21 protein-coding genes are annotated in these 22,033 nt (G+C 73.2%); 8 read left to right on the forward strand and 13 right to left on the reverse strand.

The annotated features are described in order from the left end of the window. Positions 1-84: 84 nt before the first annotated feature. The 4 genes from HCN56_RS12015 to HCN56_RS12030 all read right to left on the reverse strand — a co-directional run bounded on the left by HCN56_RS12015 (position 85) and on the right by HCN56_RS12030 (position 4,672). The gene (locus tag HCN56_RS12015) at positions 85-837 is read right to left on the reverse strand and encodes an iron-containing redox enzyme family protein (RefSeq protein WP_167970227.1); all 753 of its coding nucleotides are present in this window, start codon (positions 835-837) and stop codon (positions 85-87) included. A gap of 93 nt (positions 838-930) precedes the next feature. Beyond that, positions 931-2,247: an ATP-grasp domain-containing protein gene (locus tag HCN56_RS12020; protein WP_167970229.1), complete on the reverse strand. Its 1,317-nt coding sequence runs from the start codon at positions 2,245-2,247 to the stop codon at positions 931-933. A 31-nt stretch (positions 2,248-2,278) separates the two neighbouring features. Next, the gene (locus HCN56_RS12025; protein WP_209312636.1) at positions 2,279-3,385 is read right to left on the reverse strand and encodes a DUF1611 domain-containing protein; all 1,107 of its coding nucleotides are present in this window, start codon (positions 3,383-3,385) and stop codon (positions 2,279-2,281) included. 45 nt (positions 3,386-3,430) lie between these two features. Next, complete coding sequence (locus HCN56_RS12030) at positions 3,431-4,672, reverse strand: ATP-grasp domain-containing protein (protein ID WP_167970231.1); 1,242 nt, start codon at positions 4,670-4,672, stop codon at positions 3,431-3,433. 784 nt (positions 4,673-5,456) lie between these two features. Here HCN56_RS12030 and aroA point away from each other — a divergent pair. Both aroA and hisC read left to right on the forward strand, forming a co-directional pair. Continuing rightward, positions 5,457-6,806, forward strand: coding sequence for a 3-phosphoshikimate 1-carboxyvinyltransferase (aroA, locus tag HCN56_RS12035; protein ID WP_167970233.1), 1,350 nt, complete (start codon positions 5,457-5,459; stop codon positions 6,804-6,806). A gap of 137 nt (positions 6,807-6,943) precedes the next feature. Next, complete coding sequence (gene hisC, locus HCN56_RS12040; RefSeq protein WP_167970262.1) at positions 6,944-8,023, forward strand: histidinol-phosphate transaminase; 1,080 nt, start codon at positions 6,944-6,946, stop codon at positions 8,021-8,023. Between the two features lie 309 nt (positions 8,024-8,332). Here the strand turns inward: hisC and HCN56_RS26995 are convergent, their stop codons facing one another. Then, positions 8,333-8,824 (reverse strand): response regulator transcription factor, encoded by a 492-nt coding sequence (locus tag HCN56_RS26995; RefSeq protein WP_280923270.1) that lies wholly within the window; start codon positions 8,822-8,824, stop codon positions 8,333-8,335. 1,268 nt (positions 8,825-10,092) lie between these two features. Further along, positions 10,093-11,067 (reverse strand): LysR family transcriptional regulator, encoded by a 975-nt coding sequence (locus HCN56_RS12055; protein ID WP_167970235.1) that lies wholly within the window; start codon positions 11,065-11,067, stop codon positions 10,093-10,095. A gap of 103 nt (positions 11,068-11,170) precedes the next feature. Here HCN56_RS12055 and HCN56_RS12060 point away from each other — a divergent pair, with 103 nt between their 5' ends. The 6 genes from HCN56_RS12060 (at position 11,171) to HCN56_RS12085 (ending at position 17,753) form a co-directional block, all read left to right on the forward strand. After that, a complete protein-coding gene (locus tag HCN56_RS12060; protein ID WP_167970237.1) occupies positions 11,171-11,794 on the forward strand; it encodes a LysE family translocator in 624 nt (207 codons plus the stop codon). 104 nt (positions 11,795-11,898) lie between these two features. Beyond that, complete coding sequence (locus HCN56_RS12065) at positions 11,899-12,660, forward strand: isocitrate lyase/PEP mutase family protein (protein ID WP_167970239.1); 762 nt, start codon at positions 11,899-11,901, stop codon at positions 12,658-12,660. A 168-nt stretch (positions 12,661-12,828) separates the two neighbouring features. Continuing rightward, on the forward strand, positions 12,829-13,761 hold the full coding sequence (locus HCN56_RS12070) for an alpha/beta hydrolase family protein (protein WP_167970241.1): 933 nt from the start codon (positions 12,829-12,831) through the stop codon (positions 13,759-13,761). 129 nt (positions 13,762-13,890) lie between these two features. Next, the gene (locus HCN56_RS12075) at positions 13,891-14,565 is read left to right on the forward strand and encodes a histidine phosphatase family protein (protein ID WP_167970243.1); all 675 of its coding nucleotides are present in this window, start codon (positions 13,891-13,893) and stop codon (positions 14,563-14,565) included. Between the two features lie 273 nt (positions 14,566-14,838). After that, positions 14,839-17,289, forward strand: a complete 2,451-nt coding sequence (locus tag HCN56_RS12080; RefSeq protein WP_167970245.1) for a molybdopterin oxidoreductase family protein — start codon at positions 14,839-14,841, stop codon at positions 17,287-17,289. After that, positions 17,286-17,753, forward strand: a complete 468-nt coding sequence (locus HCN56_RS12085) for a hypothetical protein (RefSeq protein WP_167970246.1) — start codon at positions 17,286-17,288, stop codon at positions 17,751-17,753. The genes HCN56_RS12080 and HCN56_RS12085 overlap by 4 nt, the downstream gene beginning before the upstream one ends. A 13-nt stretch (positions 17,754-17,766) precedes the next feature. Here HCN56_RS12085 and HCN56_RS12090 read toward each other — a convergent pair whose 3' ends face one another. From HCN56_RS12090 to HCN56_RS12120, 7 genes are all read right to left on the reverse strand, one after another. Further along, positions 17,767-18,018, reverse strand: a complete 252-nt coding sequence (locus HCN56_RS12090; protein ID WP_167970248.1) for a hypothetical protein — start codon at positions 18,016-18,018, stop codon at positions 17,767-17,769. A 105-nt stretch (positions 18,019-18,123) separates the two neighbouring features. Beyond that, entirely contained in the window at positions 18,124-18,900 is a 777-nt protein-coding gene (locus HCN56_RS12095) for a class I SAM-dependent methyltransferase (RefSeq protein WP_167970250.1), read from the reverse strand. Between the two features lie 96 nt (positions 18,901-18,996). Continuing rightward, positions 18,997-20,265 carry a cytochrome P450 family protein gene (locus HCN56_RS12100; RefSeq protein ID WP_167970252.1) on the reverse strand — a complete coding sequence of 423 codons (1,269 nt, stop codon included), beginning with the start codon at positions 20,263-20,265 and terminating at the stop codon, positions 18,997-18,999. A 127-nt stretch (positions 20,266-20,392) separates the two neighbouring features. Further along, on the reverse strand, positions 20,393-21,010 hold the full coding sequence (locus tag HCN56_RS12105; protein ID WP_167970254.1) for a GTP-binding protein: 618 nt from the start codon (positions 21,008-21,010) through the stop codon (positions 20,393-20,395). Next, on the reverse strand, positions 20,991-21,368 hold the full coding sequence (locus HCN56_RS12110) for a DUF742 domain-containing protein (RefSeq protein ID WP_167970256.1): 378 nt from the start codon (positions 21,366-21,368) through the stop codon (positions 20,991-20,993). Before HCN56_RS12110 ends, HCN56_RS12105 begins: the two co-directional genes overlap by 20 nt. Next, a complete protein-coding gene (locus tag HCN56_RS12115; RefSeq protein WP_167970258.1) occupies positions 21,368-21,796 on the reverse strand; it encodes a roadblock/LC7 domain-containing protein in 429 nt (142 codons plus the stop codon). Before HCN56_RS12115 ends, HCN56_RS12110 begins: the two co-directional genes overlap by 1 nt. Continuing rightward, positions 21,793-22,033: hypothetical protein (locus HCN56_RS12120; RefSeq protein WP_376770869.1), on the reverse strand; the 241-nt coding region annotated here is incomplete at its 5' end. The genes HCN56_RS12115 and HCN56_RS12120, both read right to left, overlap by 4 nt.

The raw sequence follows: 22,033 nt of genomic DNA on the forward strand, positions 1-22,033 counted from the left end.
CCGCCGGTGCGCCCGGCGGTCGCGGGGCGGGCGGCCGGGCACCGACCGCGCCCCGCATCCGCCGGGCCCCGGGCCGTCCGCCCGTCAGGCGCCCGCGGGCTGCACCTGCTGGGCGATGGTGTCCTCGTAGATCTCCCGGAAGAACATCGCGAGGATCTCCTGGACGTCGTCGATGTACTTGAAGACCTGCTGGAAGTCCTCCTCGCTGAAGATCAGCTGGCGGAGGATGTCCCACATCTCCTGCGAGTGGTCCTCGGTGGTGTCGACGTGGAGGTGCGCGGCCTGGCCCTTGACGTTCTCCTTGCCGAGACGGGCCTGGAGGTTCTCCACGATGGCGGGCTGCAACTTCACCTGGGTGTACTCGACCAGGTAGTTGGAGACGACGGGTGCGAGAGGCGACTCGTGCTCCAGCGTGAAGTAGAAGAAGCCCTCGAAGAGCCGGGTGGAGAGGTAGGGCTCGGTGGCGAGGATCTCCTCCTCGGTGACGCCCGCCGCGGCGGCGTCGCTCACGTACAGCTTGTCGTGGAGCATCTCCTCGGCCTGGTACTCCGCGTAGTCGCGGGCGGCCCGCGGTGAGACCTGCGCGATCTTGTAGATGGCCTTGGACTGGCTGACCCGGGAGAGCCGGATGCGCCACACGTGCTCGATGAGGGTGCGGCGGTAGTACGCCTGGTGGAGCTCGGGCTCGGTCAGGTGGGAGGCGAAGGGCACGGTGGCCTTCCACTCCGCCATCTTCTTGTCCATGTAGCGGTCGAGCTCGGCCTTCTTCAGCCGGGCCTCCTCCTCGGTGAAGAACGGCTTCGGGTAGGCGATGCCGGTGTTCTGCACGCGGTTCATCACTCGCTCCTTCGGTGAGGGTCGGTGTGCGGGGTGCGGTCGGCGGACGGGACGGCCCGGCCGGTGGCGGTGCACGACCGGCCGGGACGGCCGTCAGCGGTAGCGGACGTGGAAGTGCTCGGTCGCGTGCCGGTCGAGGAACGCGATCTCGGCGTCGAGGTCGTCGGGCGCCACGTCCCAGAGCGCGTCCATGAGGCAGATCCCCCGGTCGGACGCGTCGAGTTCCGTGCCGTCCGCGACGTGGACGCGGAGCACGCGGGGCGGGCGTGACGGAGGGGCGAAGCCGATCGCGTCGACGGTCCGGCCCTTCTCGCCGTACTTGCTGAGGAAGACGGTCGCCCGCGTCGGCCTGCCCGCGCGCACCGCCTCCACCTGGGAGGCGCGGGCGAGCCGGTCGTGGAACGCCTCGCCACCGCCGTCGTCCGGCAGCAGCGACTCGGCCCACAGGTCGAGGAGGGAGAGCCCGGAGACGGTCTCGACGCTCGCGTTGACGAGGCTGCCGCCCATGCGGGGGTTGATCTCGATGATCTCCCAGCGCCGCCGCGCCTCCCAGTACTTGACCTCGATGTGGAGGACGCCGGAGGTCAGCCCGTGCGCCGCCAGCGCCGCCAGGCAGCGGTCGACGTACGCCGCGCCCGCGAGGAGCTCCTCCCTGCCGAGGCAGGCGGGGGGCGTGACCGACATCCCCTCCAGCGTGGTCCGCTCCAACCGCTCGACCCGCGCCTTCTCGTGCACGCACAGATGGTGGACACGACCGTCGAGGACGACCGTTTCGAAGCTGAACTCCGGACCCTCGACGTACTCCTCGACCAGGAAGTCGTACCGGTCCATGAAGATGGCCTTCATCCGCTGGTCCGTCCGCATCTGCTGCTGGATGGCCGGCAGGTCCGCGAGGTCGGCGGGGTCCCGCAGCCGGAACGCCGCGAAGGACGAGGCGCCGCGCACCGGTTTGACGAACCAGTCGACGGCCGGGTCGAGTTCGGGCGTCACTCCGGGGGCGAGGCGGTGCAGCCGGACGTCGCTCAGCCCCTCCGCGACGAGATGACGCCGCAGCTCGTACTTGTCGAGGCAGAGCCGCAGCGCGGCCTCGGTGGAGTCCCGCGCCCCGAGCCGCGCGTTGAGCTCCGCCATCAGCAGCCGGTATCCCTCGAAGGTCGCGAGTGCCGCCTCGATCCGGTAGCCGCGCTCGGCCAGTTCGCGAACCGCCTTGTCGAGATCGGCGGAACGGAGCTCCGGCTCCTCGGTGACCACGTGGTCCGCCAGGTAGCGTCGAGCGGCGGTCAGAACCTGCGGTGTGGCGGGCCGCGAACTGAGCGCCACCAGCTCGGCGCCGAGCGCCGCCGCGGACGCGGCGATCTCCTCGGTGTAGGACTTGCCCTGGTGCATGAGGAGCAGGACGGCTCTCTTCATCGTTACACCTCCTCGGAGTTGTCGGTCCGCCTCAGGGCCGGCGACGGGACGGCAGGTCGGCGGTCTCGCGCCGGTGGGCGCGGAGGATCTCCACGAGCTGTGCGGCGCCGCCCTCGCGCACCGGGTCGACGACCGGCAGTCCGGTGTCGGCCTCCAACTTCTCGGCCTCGCGCCGGTAGTCCTCCTCGGAGAACCCGTGGCTGTTCACGCTGACGGCGGCGACCTTGGCGGGGCGTTCGAAGACCGAGAGTTCCTCGTTCATGCGGATCAGCTCGGGGATCGGAATGATCGGCGTCTCCCACACCTTGGTGCGCTCCGCGCCGAGCCGGTGGCAGAACACCAGCGCGTGCGGCAGGGAGCCGTGCAGGATCGCGAGGGCGACACCGCTGAACCCGACGTGGTTGAGGGACCCCTGGCCCTCGACGACGACCCACTCGTTGCCGGCCGCTGCCTCCATGACGACCTGTTCCACCGCGCCGGCCATGAAGTCGCCGGGCACACCGTCGACGGCGATGCCGTGGCCCGAGATCAGCATGCCGCTCTGGCCTGTCGCGGCGAACCCCGTGCGGATGCCGGAGCGGTTGGCCTCCTGCCAGATCTGCAGCGCGGCGGTCTTCTTGCCGATGTTGGAGTCGCTGCCGCACGTGTGGACGACCCAGGTGTCGAGGCCGAGGACCCGTGCCTTGTTGAGCTGGACGGGCGGGGCGTCCTTGGTCTCCCAGACGGTGACGCCCTTCTCCTGCACGGCGCGGGCGATGTCGGGGTCGTCCGAGAGGCGGTAGTGGATCGAGTTGACGAGGTGCAGCCCGCTGCGGACCGCCGCGAGGAGATGCGGCTTCCACGCGGACGGCAGGTTGGCCGAGTGCAGGCCCTTGCCGACGACCATGACCTCGGGCCGCAGGTGCAGGGCGTGTTCCACATGGCTGACGATGGGGATGGCGCCGCCGTAACCGAGGACGTCCTGGACGGTCAGACCGGCCTTGCGGCTGTCGATCACCGCGACGCAGCGATCGCCGTTGTAGCGGATCAGCGAGGCGGCGATCTTGCTCGTGAAGAGCCCCAGGCACCCCTCGGCGAACAGCACGAAGTCCTTCTCCACCAGCTCCGCATGGCTCAACTGACCCACGTCTTCCTCCACGGACTCGACGGTTCTCTTGCCGATGGCTCCGGACGGTCGGTCGGCCTACAGGGCCGGCTCGGCCGTCAGGCGGTACCGCGCGCGCGTCTGGCGCACGGCCTCCTCGATCTGCTCCTGGGTGCCGCCCCGGAACAGCCACCGGCCGCCCTGGAGCGTGGCGTACGATCCGGGCCGGGAGACCAGCACCTCGCCGGGGTCGGGGATCAACTCGCGGTAGAGGAACGGGACACGTCCCAGCAGTGAGGTCGCGGCGGTGACCTTCTGGGGCAGCGGGTCGGGCCCGGGGACGATGAGCCAACCGCCGCTGGACTCCGCCTCCGGGGCCGGCGGGTCCACCGGCCGGTCGAGGAGGACGTCCACCCACAGCTGGAACAGGTTCACCCCGTGGACGTCGTTGACGACGTACGGCACGTCGGCGCCCGGCACCCGCGCGCCCACCTCCAGGAAGACGAGGTCGTCGCCGGTGTCGAAGAGTTCGAGGTGGAAGGCGGAGCGGCGCAGCCCCAGCGCGCGGAGGCAGCGCAGGGCGAACTCCTCGCAGCGGCCGCGCACCTCCGGGTCCGTCTGGAAGACGGACCCGAGCGGCGTTCCCAGGACCTCGAAGTCCAGACAGCTGGAGACGTAGCGCGAGGTGCACAGGAACAGCGGCTCGCCGGCGGCGTCCAGCACCCCGTCGACGTGCAGGATGTCGCCGCGCACGTACTCCTCGATCTCGTACCCGCGCAGGTCGCGTGCGGCGCACAGCGCCCGCAGCTCCTCGGCGGAGGTCACCTCGCGGACGCCCTGGCTCGACGCGCCCCGCACCGGCTTGACGATCACCGGGTACCCGAACTCGTCGGCCGCCGCCAGTGTCCTGTCCACGCTCCGGCAGGGCTGCCAGCGCGGCACCCGGAGACCGGCCGCCGCCACCCTCTCCTTCATGACGGTCTTGTCGCAGTACCGCGAGGTCTCCTCGCGTCCCGGGCCGGGGACGCCGTAGCGCTCGCGGAGGGTCGCGACGAGGTCCAGCAGCATCTCCGAGAAGCCGATGACGTGGTCGAACGGGCCCTCGTCGCGGACCACGGCGTCGAGGACGGCGAGGACCGCGTCCGTGTCGCGGAAGTCGGGGACGACGTGCACCCGTTCCGCGTCGGCGGGCACGCCGCTGCGGCCGCCCTCGTCGCAGACGTAGGTGACGCGGTCGGCGTCCGGACCGAAGACCAGCTCGGGGTCAGCGAGACGGTTCTCCCAGCGGCGCTCGTCCTCGTACAAGGGCCAGCGGGTCAGAAACAGGATGGCGCCGGACATGCGATGTCGTCCTCACGATTCACGGAAAGCACGGAAAGCACGGACAATGCGGCTGTGCCGGGGCGGTGGTCGACAAGAAGCGGCGGATTCCCGGGGCCGAATGACCGGCACGGGCGCCCGGAACGTGAAGAGAATGCCGCAGTGGTGGGAAATCCCCACGTGTCTGATGGCGCGGAACCAGCCTCGCACGGGACCGGCGCCGCCAGAATAGGACCTAGGTCCCGGCGCTCCCGGGCGTCGCATCCCCAAGCGCTTTTCCTCCCTCGGTTCGCCGGGTGCGGCGGCTTCCCGTGCGGTCGGACGGACGCCCGCGGGTCACCGAGCCGCGGACAGGCCGGCCGCCTGCCCGGCAGGCGCGCCCGCCCGTGCCGGATCGCAGTGCCCTCGGGTAGCATCACCGCAGGTCGGCGCCGCCTCCCGCTGCCGCGTGCAAGCTGGCTGCCCCGCCCGGTGGTCCGCGGCCGGAGCCGGTCGCCCGCAGCGCGGCGGGGCGCGCCGCGGCGCGTCGCGGAGGCGGGACGCGAGCGCCACTGCCGCGATCCCCCTGGGTAGATGGACCTATTGCCGCGGTGCTCCGGGCCGTACAGAATCCTCAACGCCCCCCGCCGCCGGAGGAGCGCTGTCGAGCGCGCCGCACGACTGTTCCGGCAGGACGGTCGGCGGCCTTTCCCGGGCGGGGGACGCCAAGTTCTCGCTCCGTGGGTACCGCCGTCCCCGGGACGTCCAAACGACTTCTTTCGCCGGGCACCAGACGGCGGACGATCGGAAAAAGGAGAGTACGAGGATGCTGCTGAAGGTTGATCCGGTCGATTCCTTCTCCGGAACTTTCCGCGTCCCTTCTTCGAAGCCGGAGACGCAACGGGCAATTCTCACCGGAACGCTGGCCGAGGGCACCACGCGCGTCCACAACGACCTCCGGTGCGATGAGACCGAGACGATGAAGAACGCGTGCCGCGCCTTCGGTGCCACGATCACCGAGCACGACGGGTACCTGGAGATCCGGGGTATCGGGGGGACGCTGCCCCACATCCGGCACGTCGTCCAGTCCCGCGGGTCCGGGCTGGTGTTCCGCGTCGTCACGGCGCTGGCCTCCGCGCTGCCGTCCCCCGTCGTGGTCACGGGTGATGCGACGCTGTGCAACCGGGTGATGGAACCGCTGCTGGTGGCGCTGCGCGAACTCGGCGCGGACGTCGAGTCGATCGTCAGCGAGAACAAGGCCCCGGTGGTGAACTGGGGTCGCGGGCTGAAGGGCGGCACGTGCCGGCTGCCGGGCGACATCAGCTCGCAGTTCATCACCGCCGTGCTGTTCGCCGCTCCGCTGGCCGAGAGCCCGGTGGAGATCGAGGTGACCGGGGAGGTGTACTCACAGTCCTACATCCGGCAGACGCTGGCCAGCCTCACCGACGCCGGCATCAAGGTCACGGCCTCGCCGGACATGCGGCACTACCGGGTCGAACCCTCCGCCTACCAGGCGCTGGACGTCACGACGCACGAGGACTACACCTCGGCCTCGTACCTGCTGGCGGCGGCCGCTCTCTTCCCCGGCCGCACGGTCCTCACCAACATCTACGGCGACAGCATGCAGGGCGAGTTCGCGATCGTCCCGATCCTCCGGCAACTCGGCGTGGACATCACGCTGGACCGCACGACGATGACGATGACCGTGGACAACCCGCCGGACAGCCTGCGGGGCGACTTCGAGGTCAACGTGCAGGACTGCCCCAACATCGTGCCGACGCTCGCCGCGCTCGGCGCGTACGTGCAGGGCAGCCTGCGGGTGACCGGCGGCCGCCTCACCCGGTTCCACAAGGCGTCGCGGATCGATGCCATGGCCGCCGAACTGACGCGCGCCGGGGTGGACATCGAGGTGCTGTACATCGACGGCGTGGTCGACGGCTTCGTGGTCCGCGGTGCGGCGACCTACCCCGGGGGCGTCACCCTCTCCAGCTGGGGCGACCACCGGATCTTCATGTCCCTGTTCGTGGCGGGGCTGCGCATGCAGACCGCCAACCGCTTCTCGGGGTTCGAGGACGTCCGGCTGTCCTTCCCCTCCTTCATGGAGGAGTTCCGCAAGGCCGGTGTGCGCACCACGGCCGTCGCCGAGGAGAACGCCCCCGCCGGCGTCGTCGGCTGACGGGCCGGCTCCGCCCGGACGCCCCAGCGCGGGCGCGGACCCGACCGACGGTGTCCGCGCCCGCCATGGCGCCCCGCCCCGACGCACCAGGACCGACCACCGGCCGCCAGGCCGACCGCCCCTCGGGAGAGTTGCCGATGCAGCAGGACCCCGCCCCCCGGTTCCGCGTCGACGTCGCCGGGCTGCCGCGCTACGTGCCGGGCCGTGCCGCCCCCACCGAGCTGGTGGAGAAGCTGTCCTCGAACGAGAACCCCCACCCGCCGCTGCCCTCGGTCGTCGACGCCCTCGGCCGGGAGCTGGGACGTGTCAACCGGTACCCCGACCCGCGCAGTGGTGAGCTGGTGGCCGAGCTCGCCACCGCACTCTCGGTGCCGGACGACCACGTGGTGCCGGGCACCGGATCTCTCGGGCTGGCCAGGGACCTGCTGGCGGCCGCAGCAGGCGCCGGTGACGAAGTGGTGCTCGCCTGGCGCTCGTTCGAGGCCTACCCGGTCCTCGTCTGGGCCGCCGGCGCGACCCCGGTGCCGGTGCCGCTGCGCGGCGAGCGGCACGACCTGGCCGCCATGGCGGCCGCGGTGACGGACCGCACGCGCGTGGTCGTCGTGTCGAACCCCAACAATCCGACCGGGACCGCGGTGCGCCGTGCCGAGCTGGAGCGCTTCCTCGGGCGGGTCCCGGAGGACGTCCTGGTGGTGCTCGACGAGGCGTACCGCGAGTTCGTCGACGACGCCGGGGTCCCCGACGGAGTGGAGCTCTACCGGCGCCGGCCGAACGTGGTGGTGCTCCGCACCTTCTCCAAGGCGTACGGGCTGGCTCGGCTCCGCGTCGGGTACGCCGTGGCCCATCCGGCGGTCGCCGCCGTGCTGCGCGCCTGCACCATGCCGTTCGCGGTGAACGGCATGGCCCAGGCCGCGGCCGTGGCCTCGCTGCGTGCGCGGTCCGAGCTGCTGGAGCGGGTCGGGTCGGTGGTGGCCGAGCGGGGGCGTGTCACCGACGCGCTGCGGAGCGCCGGATACACCGTGCCCGAGAGCCGGGCCAACTTCGTCTGGCTGCGGCTCGGCTCGGGCTCGCGGCCGTTCGCCGACGCGTGCGAGGCGGCGGGGGTCATGGTCCGGCCGTTCGGTGAGGAGGGGGTACGCGTCACCATCGGCACGCCGCACGAGAACGACCACCTGGTGAAGATCGCGCGCGATCTGGCGGTCCGAGAGCGTGTGTGAGACCCCACGCCGGGCCCGCGACGCCGGCTACGGCCATCTGCCGCGTTGTCGAAAGACGCCCGCATACAACCCGGCAACAGGGCGCGCCTCCGCCGTGCAGCTGACCGCATCCGATGCCGCGAGCTGATCCGACGCGGGATCTCGAACACGCTCTGCAGCCGGGTGCTGCTTTGCGCCTCGTGCCCGGGCGCCCCGTGCGGCTCGGACCGCGGTGGCGTGCGGCCGCGGGCCGCCGGGAGCCGAGCCCCGCTGTGCGGCTCCCGCCCGGCGTGGTCACCGTCTCGGCCGGTGCGCGACGCGCCGCACGGGTCAGGACGCGAGCCCAGTTCGCTGCGCGTAGAGCGCGGCCTGGGTGCGGTGGGTGGCGCCTATCTTGAAGTAGATGTTGCTGAGGTGGTTCTTCACCGTCTTCTCGGAGATGCCGAGTTCCCGCGCGATGAGCCGGTTGCTCAGCCCCCGGGCCAGCATCCGGAGGATGCCCCGCTCGCGTGCGGTGAGGGCGAGTGCGACGGACGAGCCGCCGTCGGGGACCGGGACGAGCGCGGCGGGTCGGCCCGGGACGGGCGGGTGCTGCCCGGCCTCGCCCCGGACCTCGATCAGGCCGGCGTCGCGAGCGTAGAGCGCGGCCTGGGTGCGGTGGGTGGCGCCTATCTTGAAGTAGATGTTGCTGAGGTGGTTCTTCACCGTCTTCTCGGAGATGTCGAGCTTTCGCGCGATGAGCCGGTTGCTCAGCCCCCGGCCGAGTAAAAGGAGCACCTCGAGTTCCCGATCGGTGAGCTGATCCGCGGGTGGTTCCGCCATGCCTTTCCTCCTCCTCGGTCCGACGTGTGAAAATGCGGCGACGGACGGTGGCTGCGCCGACGCGGAAACCAGGCTGCGTCCCGGGGCCGGCTGCGGAATGTCCGCGGCCGGCAGTAGAGTTCTTTCCCGGGTGGGGCGGGCGCTGGATGGGTGGCGCCTTGAACGGGAGCGAATCGGTGCGGTGGAGAGAGGACAGGGCCCCCGTGCGCGACAGTGCGCGGCGGTCGTGTGTCCGCGACGGACCACTGGTCGACACGCCACCGGTCCGGTGGCGGGCGGTACCGCCCGCCCGGGTCAGGGTGAGGCGTCGGTGGTCCGGGACGGCCCCGAACCCCTGGTGAGCCGAGGTTCGGCTGTCGGACGGAGGGCTGCGGCACGGTCGGCACGGCGCCCCGGCGGCCCGGGCCTGCCGCTCGGCGCGAGGGGGACACAGGGCGGCTTCCGGCCGGGGCTTACGCATGCGCGGAACGAGCGGTGCGACCCTGTTCCCATTTCCGGAAATCCCTCTCTGTCCTACCGCCGCAGCAGAATGGAATCGCGGGGCGGGTGCCGAGTGTGAACGGCGCGCACACGGCTGATGGAATCGAGCGGCGCCGCCGTGGAGATGTGCACAATTCGTTCACGGGTGCGGTGAAAGCTGCAGCTGGGCGACGGAATGCTGTGCTGTGACTCGAACATGGAGACGGTACACGAGTGCGGGGCGACCGTGTCAACACCGCGCCTGCGTCCCAGGTAGCCACATTTGCGTCCTGTTCGCCCTTCGGTCGCGGGATGATTCTCGAGCCGGTAAACCTTGCTTTCCGAATACGTCCGGAACTCCCGATGTGCCCGTCAGGTTCACGGGTGGCGCTGTCACTCAGCGCTGCGGGTGGGCCGGGGCGAGATTGGCCGGAGTGCGTCGTTTGCTCGCCCCGGAACCGTCCCGACAGCATTCTTCCCCCGGGGAGTCGGGTCCGCCGCGGAGTTACCAGCCGGAATTCCGGAGCCCCCGCCGCGTCGGTCGCGCCCGGCGTCGGGTACCTCTGTCGTGCGGGGAACTGCGGCTCCGAGCCCGGGCACCAGACTTCCGGAGCGGCGCTTTTCCCTGCCGGTCGGCCGGGGCGTGCCGGTCCGGAATTCCGCGTGCGCATCCGGACACCGGTCAGGCGACCCGCAGCGTGGCCGTGTCGCCCACCGCAGCGGCACCGCCCCGGTCGTCCCCCGCCCGTGGCCGGGCGGCCAGGGCGCGAACGGGCCTGATCGCGGCCGGGCCCCGGCCGTCCGCCGGCTCAGGCGCCGAGTTGTGGCTCCGGCGCGGGTCGCGCGCCGCCGGACGGCGCGTCCCAGGTGGCGGTGATGTCCCGTGCGACGTCGCGCAGCAGGTCGATGAGGAGATCGGCCAGCGGGGTGAGGCCCGCGTCGTTCTTGGTCACGGCGTACAGCTGCCGGTGCGGCCGGGGCCGGGCCAGCTCCCGGTGGGTGGTGCCCGGAGCGTGGGAGAGCGCGAGCCGGGAGACGAGTGCCACGGCGATGCCGGTGCCGACCAGCGCCTGGGCGACGTCGTAGGACTCCGTCTCGAAGCGCACGCTGGGGGTGAACCCGGCTGTCCGGGCGGCGTCGTGGAACTGCTCACGGGCGGCGTGACCGGCGAGGATCGACACCCACGACTCGTCGCGCAACTCCTCCAGCCGGATCTCGGCGTCGGCGGGACGCGCCGCTGCCAGGGGGTGGTCGTCGGGCAGCACCACCACCATCGGGTCCACCAGCAGCGGGTGGGCCCGCACGTGCGGCGAGGGCGCCAACGGGGTCCCCCAGGACGCGACGATGGCCACGTCCAGCGGGCCCGCCGCGATCTCGTCCGCGCCGGTGCCCGACACCACGTCGACGACCGAGACGTCGGCGTCGGGGTAGCGGTGGCGCAGCGTCGTCAGCGCCGGGGGCAGCAGATGCAGCGCGGCCGCCTGGAACGTCCCGATCCGCAGCCGGCGCGACAGATGCCCCAGGAGCGCGGCCAGTTCCTCCTCGGCGCTCTCCAACGCGTCCTCCACCGTGCGTCCGTACGACGCGAGCAGCGCGCCGGCGGCGGTGAGGGTCGCGCCGCGCGGGCCCCGGACGACCAGCGGTACCTGCCAGCCGCGTTCCGCCTTGGCCACCTGTTGGGTGACGGCCGCCGGGGTGAGTTGGAGGACGTGCGCCGCCGCCGTCAGTGAACCGTGCCGCTCGATCAGAGCGAGCAGCCGCAACTGCCCCGGTTCCACCATCATTCAGAAATCCTAACGCTGCACCGCCCTTTTTTAACTTCTCCCTGATGTGGGCGACAAGGAAGCCTGGACGGACAACAGTCGGCCGAAATCGAGGGGTTCTTTCATGCCCACGCATGTGCCCGTTTTCATCGCCACGACCTTGCTGCTGGCGATGGTGCCCGGCGCGAGCGCAGCTCTGATGATCCGCCAGGCCCTGGAAGGCGGACGCCGCGCACTCCACGGGACGCTGGCCGGCAACGCCAGCGGCTTCCTGATCTGGTCCACCGCCGCGGCCGCCGGACTCTCCGCCGTCCTTCTCGCCAGCCCCGGTGCGTACTCCGCGCTCCAGATCGCCGGCGGCGTCATCCTCATGTACCTCGGGGGCCGGACGCTGTGGACCGCGCTCACCACCGTCCCGGTCCAGGCCACCGGCGAGGGGGAGCAGAGCACGGGCTTCGCCGGCGGGTACCTCATCGGCCTGAGCACCAACCTCGGCAACCCCAAGGCAGGCGTGTTCGCCATCTCGGTGCTGCCGCAGTTCGTGACCGCCAAGGGGCCGGTCTTTCTTTCCACCGTCGCCCTGGGGGCGCTGTGGGCACTGGTCAGCGCCGCCTGGTACATCCTGCTCACCTGGACCGTCTCCCGGGGGCGGGCCCTGGTGTCGAAGCCGGCGGTGCTGCGGGGGATCAGCGTGGCGACCGGTGCCGTCCTGCTGGGTCTGGGCGCCGTGGTCGTGGCGGGCGCCTGACGGCCCCGGCAAAGGGGGCGGTGGCGCGCCGTCGGCACGGGCCGTACGCCGCCGCCCCGTCCGGTTCGGCGCCTGGGCTCGGCCGGAGGAGTAGCGTCGGGACCATGGACTTTCGTACCGCAGTGGAGCGCGCTCAGCGCCTGAGGGACCTGCACGTCGACCGCGCACCACTGGTGCTCCCGACCGTCTGGGACGTGTGGTCGGCGCGCACGGCCGCTGCCGCCGGCTTCCCCGCCCTCACGATCGGCAGCCACCCGCTCGCGGACTCCCGCGGCGCCGAGGACCAGGAGGGGCAGACCTTCGAGGAGGTGCTGGCCGCCGTACGTCCGATCATCGCGGCGGTCGACGTGCCCGTCTCGGTGGACCTGGAGGCCGGTTACGGGCGGGAACCCGCGGAGCTGGTGGCCGGCCTGGTGGAGGTCGGCGGGGTCGGCGTCAACCTCGAGGACACCGTCCACGCCGAGGGCGGCCGCGTGCGGACCACCGAGGAGCACGCCGCGTTCATCGCCGGGCTCCGTGCCGCGGCGGACGACGCGGGCCTCCCGCTGTGGGTCAACGGTCGCACCGACCTCTTCCTGCACGCCGAGAACGCCGCCGACGTCCTCGACGAGGCGATCGAACGGCTGCGCGCGCTGGCCCGGGCGGGTGCCGACAGCGTCTACCCGGTCCGCATCCAGGACGACGACGAGCTGCTGGCCGCGGTGGTCGGGGCGGTCGACGTGCCGGTCAACTCCACCGCCCACCCGGTCCGCCACGACCTGGAACGCTTCCGCCACCTCGGCGTCGGCCGGATCACCTTCGGCCCGCTGCTGCAGCTCGCCCTGACCGACGCGATGTCGGAAATGCTCGGCCCCTGGCGGTCGTAGCGGGGACGCGGCCCGTGCCCGGGGCCGGTCGGTGCGCGGTGAAGCGGCGGCGCGCACCGACGCAGCCGCGCGCACCGACGGCTCGCCGTCGCGGCGGGGGTGACGGCTCGGCGCCGAACGGGCATCATCACCGCACCCCGCCGCGCTGCGCAGCCCCGAGGAGCCGCCGTGCCGCCCGCCGAGCCCCCGACCGCCCGCGGCCGTCCGACCGATGTCGCGGTGGAGTGCGCGGACGGCTACCGGCTCCACGCCCGGGTCTTCCCGCCCGCCGACCCCGCCGCGGCGCGCGGCATCACGGTGGTGGTGGCACCCGCGACGGGGGCCAAGGCGTCGTACTACTGGCGCTACGCGGCCTTCCTCTCCGACGCCGGGTTCCGCGCGGTCGTCGCGGACTATCGCGGCATCGGCCGCTCGGGCCCGGCCGGCGGCGGCCCCGCGCTCCGCTCGCTGCCCGTGCGGTGGCACGAGTGGGGCACCCTGGACCTGGACGCCGTGCTCGGGTGGGCCCGTGACACCGCGCCGGGCGACCGGATCACCGTGGTCGGGCACAGCTTCGGCGGGTTCGCGACCTGCCTGGCGCCGCGCGCGACGACGGTCTCGCGGCTGCTGCTGGTGGGTGCACAGCACGCCCACTGGGCCGACTACCGGCGCGGTCGGCGGCTGGTGATGGTCTGGCGGTGGCATCTGGTCATGCCCGCGCTCACCGCCGTGCTCGGCCGCTTCCCGGGGCGGCGCCTGGGCTGGACGGAGGACCTGCCGGCGGGCGTGGCGTTCGACTGGGCCCGCGGCCGCGCCGACTTCGGGCGCACGGTCGGCGGGGCGGACCCCGGCGCGCTGCGCCGTGCCGCCGCGCTGGACCTCGACGTCCTTGCGGTGGCCGCGGGAGACGACCCGTTCGCCACGCCCCGGGCGACGGCCCGCACCCTCGGCTACCTGACCTCCGCACGCGTCGACCACTGGTTGATCGAGCCGGAGGACCACGGGCTGGACGTCATCGGTCATCTGGGCCTGTTCCACGACCGGCTCCGGCCGGTCTTCTGGCCGCGCTCCGCCGACTGGCTGGGCGCCGAACCCGGCCCCGGCGGCGGCGCCCGCCGCTGAGTGCGCCCCGGCGCCTCCGGCCGCCGGGGGCCGGACGCCCGGATCGGTGCACCCGGGGGCGCCACCCGGCGCCGTCGGTGCGAGAGTGGAGCGGACCCCGCCGGCTCACAGGAGGACAGACCCGATCTCATGCGCCTGCTGCTCATCCGACACGGCCAGACCCCGTCCAACGTCCGGCGCCTGCTGGACACCGCCGCCCCCGGCCCGGCGCTGACGCCGCTGGGGGAGCGCCAGGCGGCGGCGCTGCCCGCGGCGCTCGCCGACGAGCGGATCGGGGCGCTCTACGCCTCCACCCTGCTGCGCACCCAGCTGACGGCCGCGCCGTTGGCCGCCGAGCTGGGACTGGAGGTACGCGTCCGCGCCGGACTGCGGGAGCTGGCCGCGGGCGAGCTGGAGATGCGCGGTGACGGCGCCGCCATCAGCACCTACCTGAGCACGGTCTTCGCATGGTCGGCGGGGGACACCGGCCGCCCGATGCCGGGTGGGGAGACGGGCCAGGAGGCGCTGGCCAGGATCGACGCGGTGGTGGCCGAGGCCGCCGCCGAGGGCGTGACCGCCGCCCTGGTCGGCCACGGGGCGGCGATCCGGATGTGGACCGCCGCCCGGGTGCGGAACGCGGCGGTCGACGAGATCGGCCACCGGGAGCTGGAGAACACCGGCGTGATCACGGTGAGCGGTTCTCCCGCCGAGGGGTGGCGCCTGGAGAGGTGGACCGGCGCGCCGGTCGACGCCGAGGGCCCGGGTGCCGCTGTGGGACCGGCGGGCGAGACCACCGACGAGCTGCCGGACACGCCCACCGCCTGAGCGGGGGGGCGAGCCGACGCCCCGACCGGAGGCAGACGCGGGCTCCCCTCCCCGGCCCCTCCCGCCGTCGGCGAGCGCACACACCCGCGCCTGCGGCGGCACGCGCGCCCACCGCGTACCCGCGCGTACACGGCCCGGCCGTCCGGGCGGCTGGGCCCGGACGGGTGAGTCGAGCCCCGCCGCGCCCGTCCGCTGCCACGCCGCGCGAGTCGGCCGGGGCAGGCTCGGCGGACGGCCCCGGCGTCCGGGCGGGGCGGTCGAGGGGAGAGCCGGATGGCGCCGTCACGCGATCGGATCGCCGAACCCTGGGGTGCGCGCACCCCCTACCGCCCCGGCGAGCCCTGGCCGGTGCGGGTCGACAGCTTCCTTGCCGACGGCGTGCAGCCCGCCGACGTCGACCGCTGGGTCCCCGCCGCCTCGCTGCTCCACTCCAACGGCGACGCCATGGACATCGCCGTCCGCGACGGCCGGATCGTCGGGGTGCGGGGGCGGGCCGGTGATCGCGTCAACCGGGGGAGGCTCGGCCCCAAGGACCTGTACGGCTGGCAGGCCAACAGTTCCCGGGACCGGCTGACCGAACCGCTGGTCCGCGTCGGTGGGAAGCTCGTGCCGACCGACTGGGACACCGCGATGAGCCGGATCGTGGAGCGGACGCGCGAACTGCTCGACGTCCACGGCCCCGGCGCGCTCGGCTTCTACACCAGCGGGCAGCTGTTCCTGGAGGAGTACTACACGCTCGGTGTCATCGCCCACGCCGGGCTGGGCACGCCCCACTTGGACGGGAACACGCGGTTGTGCACCGCCACGGCGGCTGCCGCTCTCAAGGAGTCCTTCGGCTGCGACGGTCAGCCCGGTTCCTACACCGACATCGACCACGCCGACGTCATCGCTCTGTTCGGCCACAACATGGCGGAGACCCAGACCGTCCTGTGGTCCAGGGTGCTGGACCGGCTGGCCGGGACGGACCCGCCGCGGCTGCTCTGCGTCGACCCCCGGACGGGCCCGGTGTCCCGGTCGGCGGCTGTCCACCTGGCACCCCGGCCCGGTACCAACCTGGCGTTGATGAACGGGCTGCTGCACGAGGTGATCGCCCACGGCTGGATCGACCGCGACTACCTCCACGCCCACACCGTCGGCTTCGACGACCTGCGGGCCGCGGTCGCCTCGTCGACGCCCGAGGTCACCGAGACCGTCTGCGGGGTGCCGGCGGAGGATGTCCGGCGCGCCGCCCGGCTCGTGGGGGGCGCCCGCAGGCTGCTCTCGACGGTCCTTCAGGGCTTCTACCAGTCGCACCAGGCCACGGCGGCGGCCGTGCAGGTCAACAACCTGCACCTGTTGCGGGGGATGCTCGGGCGCCCGGGGTGCGGCGTGCTCCAGATGAACGGGCAGCCCACGGCGGAGAACACCCGCGAGTGCGGAGCCAACGGCGACCTGCCCGGATTCCGCAACTGGGCCAACCCGACCCACATCGCCGACCTGGCACGGATCTGGAACGTCCCGCCCGAACGGATCCCGCACCACGGCCCGCCCACCCACGCCCTGCAGATGATGCGCTACGCCGAACAGGGCTCGATCCGGATGCTGTGGATCTCCGGGACCAACCCGGCGGTCTCCCTTCCCGAGTCGGCGCGCGTCCGCGCCGTGCTGGCACGGCCGGGCCTGTTCACCGTGGTGCAGGACCTCTACCTCACGGAGACGGCGCACCTCGCCGACGTGGTACTGCCCGCGGCCACCTGGGGTGAGAAGACGGGCACCTTCACCAATGCGGACCGCACCGTGCACCTCTGCGAGAAGGCCGTGGAACCACCGGGTCAGGCCCGCCCCGACCTCGACATCTTCCTCGACTACGCGACGCGGCTCGACCTGCGGGACCGGGACGGCGGGCCGCTGGTCGCCTGGCGGGACCCGGAGTCGGCCTACCGGGCGTGGCAGCGATGCAGCGAGGGGCGACCCTGCGACTACTCCGGCCTGGACCACGCCGTGCTGCGGGAACGCGGGGGCGTCCAATGGCCGCTGGACACCGAGCGGTTGTACACCGACGGCCGGTTCTTCAGCGATCCCGACACCTGTGAGAGCTTCGGGCGCGACCTGGTCACCGGCACTCCGCTGGGGGAGACCGCCTATCGGGCGCTCAACCCGTCCGGCCGGGCGATCATCCGGAGCGCGGCCTATGCCCCGCCGCACGAGCCACCCGACGACGAGTACCCGCTGCGGCTGATCACCGGCCGGACGCTGTATCACTTCCACACCCGCACCAAGACCGCGCGGGCTCCGCAACTGCAGGCCGCGGCGAAGGAGGTGTGGGTGGAGCTGTCGGCGGCCGACGCGCGGCGGCTCGGCATCGCCGAGGGCGACATGACGGAGGTGGCCACCGCGCGGGGCACCGTCCGGGCGGCGGCGCGTGTCACCGGGATCCGTGAGGGCGTCATCTTCCTCCCCTTCCACTACGGCTACTGGGACACCCCCGGAGGCGACCACCCGGGCGGCGCGCCCCGGGCGGCCAACGAACTGACGCCGACCGACTGGGACCCGGTCTCCAAGCAGCCGCTGTTCAAGTCGGGCGCCGCGCGGCTCGTCCGTGTCGCGCCGGGGGCCGGTCCTGCGGCCGCGCCCACGACGGCGGCCTCCGCACCTCTGGCGCGGGAGGTGCCTCCGACGGAGGGCGGAAGGGCAGCGCTGGTGACTGAGGACCTGTCGCTCCGCCCCGGCGGGAGCGTGCGGTGAGCCTCGAACCTCTGCTCCGGGCGCTCCACGACGCCGAGCACGCGCTGGCCCAGCACTTCGAGGACGTCGCTGCCGAGCACCGGGCCGAGCACGAGGTGCACCACGTGGCACGGGACCTCGCCCGCTGGTCGCTCCGCCATGCCGAGGCGCTGGCGGTGTTCTCCGGGCGCGGTGTCGGTGAGCACGCCGTGCGACGCGTCCCGGCCGACGGGTACCCCCACGCCGTGCTGCGGCGGGAGCGCCGTCTTTGTCTGCTGAACGACCTGCGCCAGGTGCACCTCCATGCCACCGCCGTCGCGGTGGACTGGGAGATGCTGTCACAGGCGGCCCAGGCGCTGCGCAGGCCGGAGCTGCAGCGTCTGGCGGCGGACTGCCGCCCTGAGACACTGCGGCAGACGGCGTGGGCCCAGGGGCAGCTGACGGTGCTCTCCCCTCAGCTGCTGACCGTGGCACCCGGCGGATGAGGGCGGGGCGCGGTCAGCCGCCGTGCTCGTCGAGCAACTCGTCCAGCTCCGCCTGCAGTCCGTCGCGCTCGATACCGGCCAGGCGTACCAGGACGTCGTAGTCGTCGTCCGGAACGCCCTGGCAGATCGCGGGCTTCCCGGTCGGGGCGGGGTCGGCGGTGAGCGCGTCCCAGCAGGCCTGGTCGGAGTCGTCGGAGGCGGAGCAGCCGATGGCCGCCGAGGCGAGGAGGACGGCCACGAGCGCGGAGCGGGCGGTGCGAGTCATGAGGACAGCGTGGCCCGCGGCGGTCCGCGGCGGTAGGGATGTGGCCGTTCCGTGACGCGTTCGCGCACGCTCCGGGGCGGATGTCCGGTGTGTGCCGCGCAACGGTCAGGGGACGGCGCGCACGAGGACGAGCGAGCCGTGGTGGACCGGCTGCCGCCGCAGCGAGGCGTGGCGCTCGTCCCACCGCCCGGAGGCGAGGTCGCGGCGGAGGTGTGCGACGTAGCTCTCGCACACCTCGGGTGCGACGAAGCTCCAGGCGGAGCAGGCCCGCCGCGCGCCGGGGTCGAGCAGGAGCTCCGGGCGCCCGAAGTACGCCTCGTTGAAGCCGTCGGTGCAGTCGGCCGGGACGGGGACGGGCGTGGTGGTGACCTCCCCGCCCAGCGCCTCGGCGATCGCCGGCAGCGAGGGGTAGCGCTCCGCCTCCGTCTCCAGCACGAGCGGCGCGTAGGCGTACAGCCAGAAGTCGCGGACCCGGCGCGGGTCGCAGGTCAGGACGACCACCGGGCCGCGGGTCACGCGCCGCAGTTCGGCCAGCCCCGCCGCCGGGTCCCGCCACTGGTGGAGGCTGAACGTGGTCATCGCGGCGTCGAACGCGTCGTCGCCGAAGGGCAGCTGCTCCGCCACGCCGTCGACGGCCGGGGGGAGGTGGGGCGGTCGCTGTGCGCGCATGGCGGCGGACGGTTCGACCGCCGTGACCTCGGGGCCGACCGGCTCGTACGAACCTGCCCCCGCCCCGACATTGACGACCGTGCGGGCCGGGCCCAGCGCGGCGGCCACCGCTGCCGCGATGCGCGGATCGGGGCGCCGGTGGCGGCTGTAGCCGGCGCCGATGGTGCCGTAGTCGGCGTCCCCGGCGCTGCCGTCCGATGTTTGTTTTGTCATGGAACAAAGCCTAGGCCGATCCGCCCCCGGCGTCACGCCTCCGGTCGCCCCGCTCGCGGCCGGCCCGTCGGACGGTCCGGCCGCTGCGCGCCGCGGTCACGACCAGGGGTCGGGCGCCCGCCCGGTGTACAGCGAGGGGGTGAACGTCACCGGGAGCTGCTGCAACCCGCGGATCCAGACGCCCGGGTACCAGCGCAGCTCCTCCGGCGCGCAGGCGAGGGTCAGGTCCGGGAGCGAGTCCAGCAGCACCTCGATCCCCGCCGCCGCGACGGCCTCCGCCATCTCCCGTGCCGGGTTGGGGCAGCCGTGCGGGCCATGGGAGTAGGAGAGGTACGCCTGGGAGCCGCGCAGGGCGCGACCGCCGAGCGGCCGAATCGCCGGGTCGCTGTTGGCGGCGGCCAGGCCGAGCAGGAGCATGTCGCCCGCCGGGATGCGGGCGTTGCCCAGCTCCACGGGCCGGGTCGTCCACCGTCCGGCGCTCACCTGGGTCGGGGAGTCCTCCCAGAGGACCTCGCGCAGCGCCTGACCGACCGGCAGCCGCCCCCGGGCGAAGGAGTCGGTGTACCGGGGGTCGGTCAGCATCAGCCGCAGCGCGTTGCCGATCCAGTTGCCGGTCGTCTGATGACCCGCCGTCGCCACGACCAGCAGGTCCTCCAGCAGCTGCTGGTCGGTCAGACCGACAGGATGGGTCGCCAGACGTCCTGCCACGTTGTTGCCCGGTGCGCGGCGGGTCTCGGCCACGAGGTCGAGACCGATCAGGCGGAGCCGCCCCTGCGCGTCGATGGCGTCGGGCCCGCCGGAGAGCATCGTGGTGACGCTCTCCAGCAGCTCGTTGCTGCGTTCCGGCGGGAAGCCCATGGCCCAGCCCACCGCCATGATCGGCAGCCGCAGCGCGTAGGCGCTCATCAGGTCGACCTCGCCGTCGGCGGCGAAGGACTCCACGAGTTCCTCGGCGAACTGCTCGCAGCGGGCGCGGAACTCCAGCAGGTCGCCGTTGAGGGCGTGCGCGACCGCGGCCGAGCGGCGGCGGTGCTCCTCGCCCTCGGTGTACAGCAGCGCCGCACCGCCCTCCCCGCCGCCGAGCATCGGCCACAGCGGCCAGTCCGCAGGCAGCTGCGGCCCGAGCCGCCAGCGGGCCACGTTGCGCGTGAACGTGGCGGTGTCCGCCGTGACATGCTGCAGCTCGCGGTGGCCGAGAACCAGCCACGCCGGGACGTCCCCGGCGAGCAGCACCGGGGCCACCGCGCCGTACCGCGAACGGAGCTCGGTGAAGATCTGCGCGGGTTCGCTGGCGTAGCGCGGGTCACCGAGCCGAGGTGCGTCGAGGTGGCTCTCGGGCAACTCCACGAGCCGTCTGTCGTTCATGGTGCGGTCTCTCCGTTCGCGATCCGGGCCGCGCCGAGCGGCCCGGTGGGCGGGCCCAGGGGCAGAAGCCCCTGGAGCCGGGTGGCCGCGCGCGGCGCGGTGCGGCCGGGCCGGGGCGGGGTGCCCCTCACCGGGCCGGCCCTGCCGCAGCGTGCCTGTCGGACGCCTGGCTGACGTGGTCCAGCGCCCTGACCAGCACGTCGCGCACCGATCCCCGGTCCCGTGCGTCGCAGCGGACGACGGGGACGTCGGGGGAGAGGGACAGGCTCTCGTGGATGTCGTCGAGGCTGAAGACCTCGTCCTCGCCCTCGAAGACGTTGTGGGCGACGACGAAGGGCAGGCCCGCCGCCTCCACCCGGTCGAGCGAGGCGTGCGACGCCTCGATGCGGCGGGTGTCCACCAGGACGACGGCCCCCAGGGCGCCGGTGAACAGCCGCTGCCAGAGGAACTCGAAGCGCTCCTGGCCGGGCGCCCCGAACAGGTAGAGCACCAGCTGCTCGTCGAGGCTGATCCGTCCGAAGTCGAAGGCGACGGTGGTGGTGGTCTTGGTCGGGGTGGCGGCGACGTCGTCCACGCCGACGGAGGCGCCCGTCATCTCCGCCTCGGTGCGCAGCGGGGCGATCTCGCTGATGGCGCCGACGAAGGTGGTCTTGCCGACGCCGAAGCCCCCGGCCACCGCGATCTTCAGGCCGCTGCTGGCGGTGGCCGCCAACTGCGGGGGCGCGTCAGAGGTTACGGAGGGCAACGAGAGTCCTTTCCAACACGTGAGGGTCGGGCGGCTGCCAGGCGATGAAGCCCGTGCCGCCGGTGGCCGGAGCGGTGTGGGTCTGCGGGTGTCGGACGCTGACGCAGCCCCGGTCCAACAGACCGGAGAGGAGCACCATGACCGCCCCCAGCGGCAGCTGGAGATGGGCGGAGATCTCGACCACGGCGAGCGGCCTGGCGCAGGCCTCGACGATGGCGCGTTCCTCCAGCCCGAGCCCGTTGCCGGCGGAGTCCTCGGTGACGATCAGCGAGACCGGGTCGAAGACGTGCTCGGGAGCGGGGGCGGTGCGTCCGGACAGCGCGACGAACAGGCGGTCGGGCAGGTCCGGGTCGATCATCAGGACGGCGCTCCCGACTGCCGTGGCGCTATGCCGAGGTGCTCGGAGAGCCGGTCGATGAGCCGCACCATCTCGGCGCCCACCAGGCCGGGCTCGGCGTCGGCCGCCGCCAGGGCGGTGAGGACGGCCCCGTGGCCGGCGTTGACCAGCAGCAGCTGCCGCTCGGGGAAGAGCAGCGTGATGTAGTCGGGGGAGCCCCCGCAGTCCAGTTTGTCGGAGGCCTCCGCCGCCAGCCCGGCGATGCCGGAACCGATCGCGGCGAGGTACTCGACGCGGTCGCGGACGACGGGATCGGCCTCGGGGTCGGGGTCCAGTCCGTCGTCCCAGTGCAGCTTGAGGCCGTCGCGTGAGAAGAGCAGGGCGTGCTCGACCCCCTCCGTCCGGTCGCGGAAGTCGTTCATCAGCCAGGACAGGGAGTTGGGGGTCATGGGGTCTCCGGGAGGTCCGAGGTGTCCGAGGGAGCGGCGGGGGGCGCGGGCCGCACGGCGTGGTGGAAGGAGGACATGCGGCGCGCCGCCTCGTCCGGTGCGAGGCGGGTCCCGGTGTCCGGCTTCCGGGCCGCGGGGCGGTCGGGCAGGGTCGAACCGCGTCGGCGCTTGGGCAGGCGGCGCTCCTCCGGCGGGTCGTCCGCCGAGGCCGCGGCGAGGCCCGGCGGGGCGGTCGGC

Source organism: Streptomyces lonarensis (assembly GCF_012033735.1).
GTDB classification, from domain to species: Bacteria; Actinomycetota; Actinomycetes; order Streptomycetales; family Streptomycetaceae; genus Streptomyces; species Streptomyces lonarensis.

What these genes read in the sequence shown, in the direction of transcription:
- HCN56_RS12015 (WP_167970227.1), bottom strand. Translation starts at nt 837, where the DNA reads ATGAACCGCGTGCAGAACACCGGCATCGCCTACCCGAAGCCGTTCTTC.
- HCN56_RS12075 (WP_167970243.1), top strand. Translation starts at nt 13,891, where the DNA reads ATGCGCCTGCTGCTCATCCGACACGGCCAGACCCCGTCCAACGTCCGG.
- aroA (WP_167970233.1), top strand. Translation starts at nt 5,457, where the DNA reads ATGCTGCTGAAGGTTGATCCGGTCGATTCCTTCTCCGGAACTTTCCGC.
- HCN56_RS12100 (WP_167970252.1), bottom strand. Translation starts at nt 20,265, where the DNA reads ATGAACGACAGACGGCTCGTGGAGTTGCCCGAGAGCCACCTCGACGCA.
- HCN56_RS12030 (WP_167970231.1), bottom strand. Translation starts at nt 4,672, where the DNA reads ATGTCCGGCGCCATCCTGTTTCTGACCCGCTGGCCCTTGTACGAGGAC.
- HCN56_RS12110 (WP_167970256.1), bottom strand. Translation starts at nt 21,368, where the DNA reads ATGATCGACCCGGACCTGCCCGACCGCCTGTTCGTCGCGCTGTCCGGA.
- HCN56_RS12080 (WP_167970245.1), top strand. Translation starts at nt 14,839, where the DNA reads ATGGCGCCGTCACGCGATCGGATCGCCGAACCCTGGGGTGCGCGCACC.
- HCN56_RS12055 (WP_167970235.1), bottom strand. Translation starts at nt 11,067, where the DNA reads ATGATGGTGGAACCGGGGCAGTTGCGGCTGCTCGCTCTGATCGAGCGG.
- HCN56_RS12020 (WP_167970229.1), bottom strand. Translation starts at nt 2,247, where the DNA reads ATGAAGAGAGCCGTCCTGCTCCTCATGCACCAGGGCAAGTCCTACACC.
- HCN56_RS12065 (WP_167970239.1), top strand. Translation starts at nt 11,899, where the DNA reads ATGGACTTTCGTACCGCAGTGGAGCGCGCTCAGCGCCTGAGGGACCTG.
- HCN56_RS12115 (WP_167970258.1), bottom strand. Translation starts at nt 21,796, where the DNA reads ATGACCCCCAACTCCCTGTCCTGGCTGATGAACGACTTCCGCGACCGG.
- HCN56_RS26995 (WP_280923270.1), bottom strand. Translation starts at nt 8,824, where the DNA reads ATGGCGGAACCACCCGCGGATCAGCTCACCGATCGGGAACTCGAGGTG.
- hisC (WP_167970262.1), top strand. Translation starts at nt 6,944, where the DNA reads ATGCAGCAGGACCCCGCCCCCCGGTTCCGCGTCGACGTCGCCGGGCTG.
- HCN56_RS12095 (WP_167970250.1), bottom strand. Translation starts at nt 18,900, where the DNA reads ATGACAAAACAAACATCGGACGGCAGCGCCGGGGACGCCGACTACGGC.
- HCN56_RS12090 (WP_167970248.1), bottom strand. Translation starts at nt 18,018, where the DNA reads ATGACTCGCACCGCCCGCTCCGCGCTCGTGGCCGTCCTCCTCGCCTCG.
- HCN56_RS12060 (WP_167970237.1), top strand. Translation starts at nt 11,171, where the DNA reads ATGCCCACGCATGTGCCCGTTTTCATCGCCACGACCTTGCTGCTGGCG.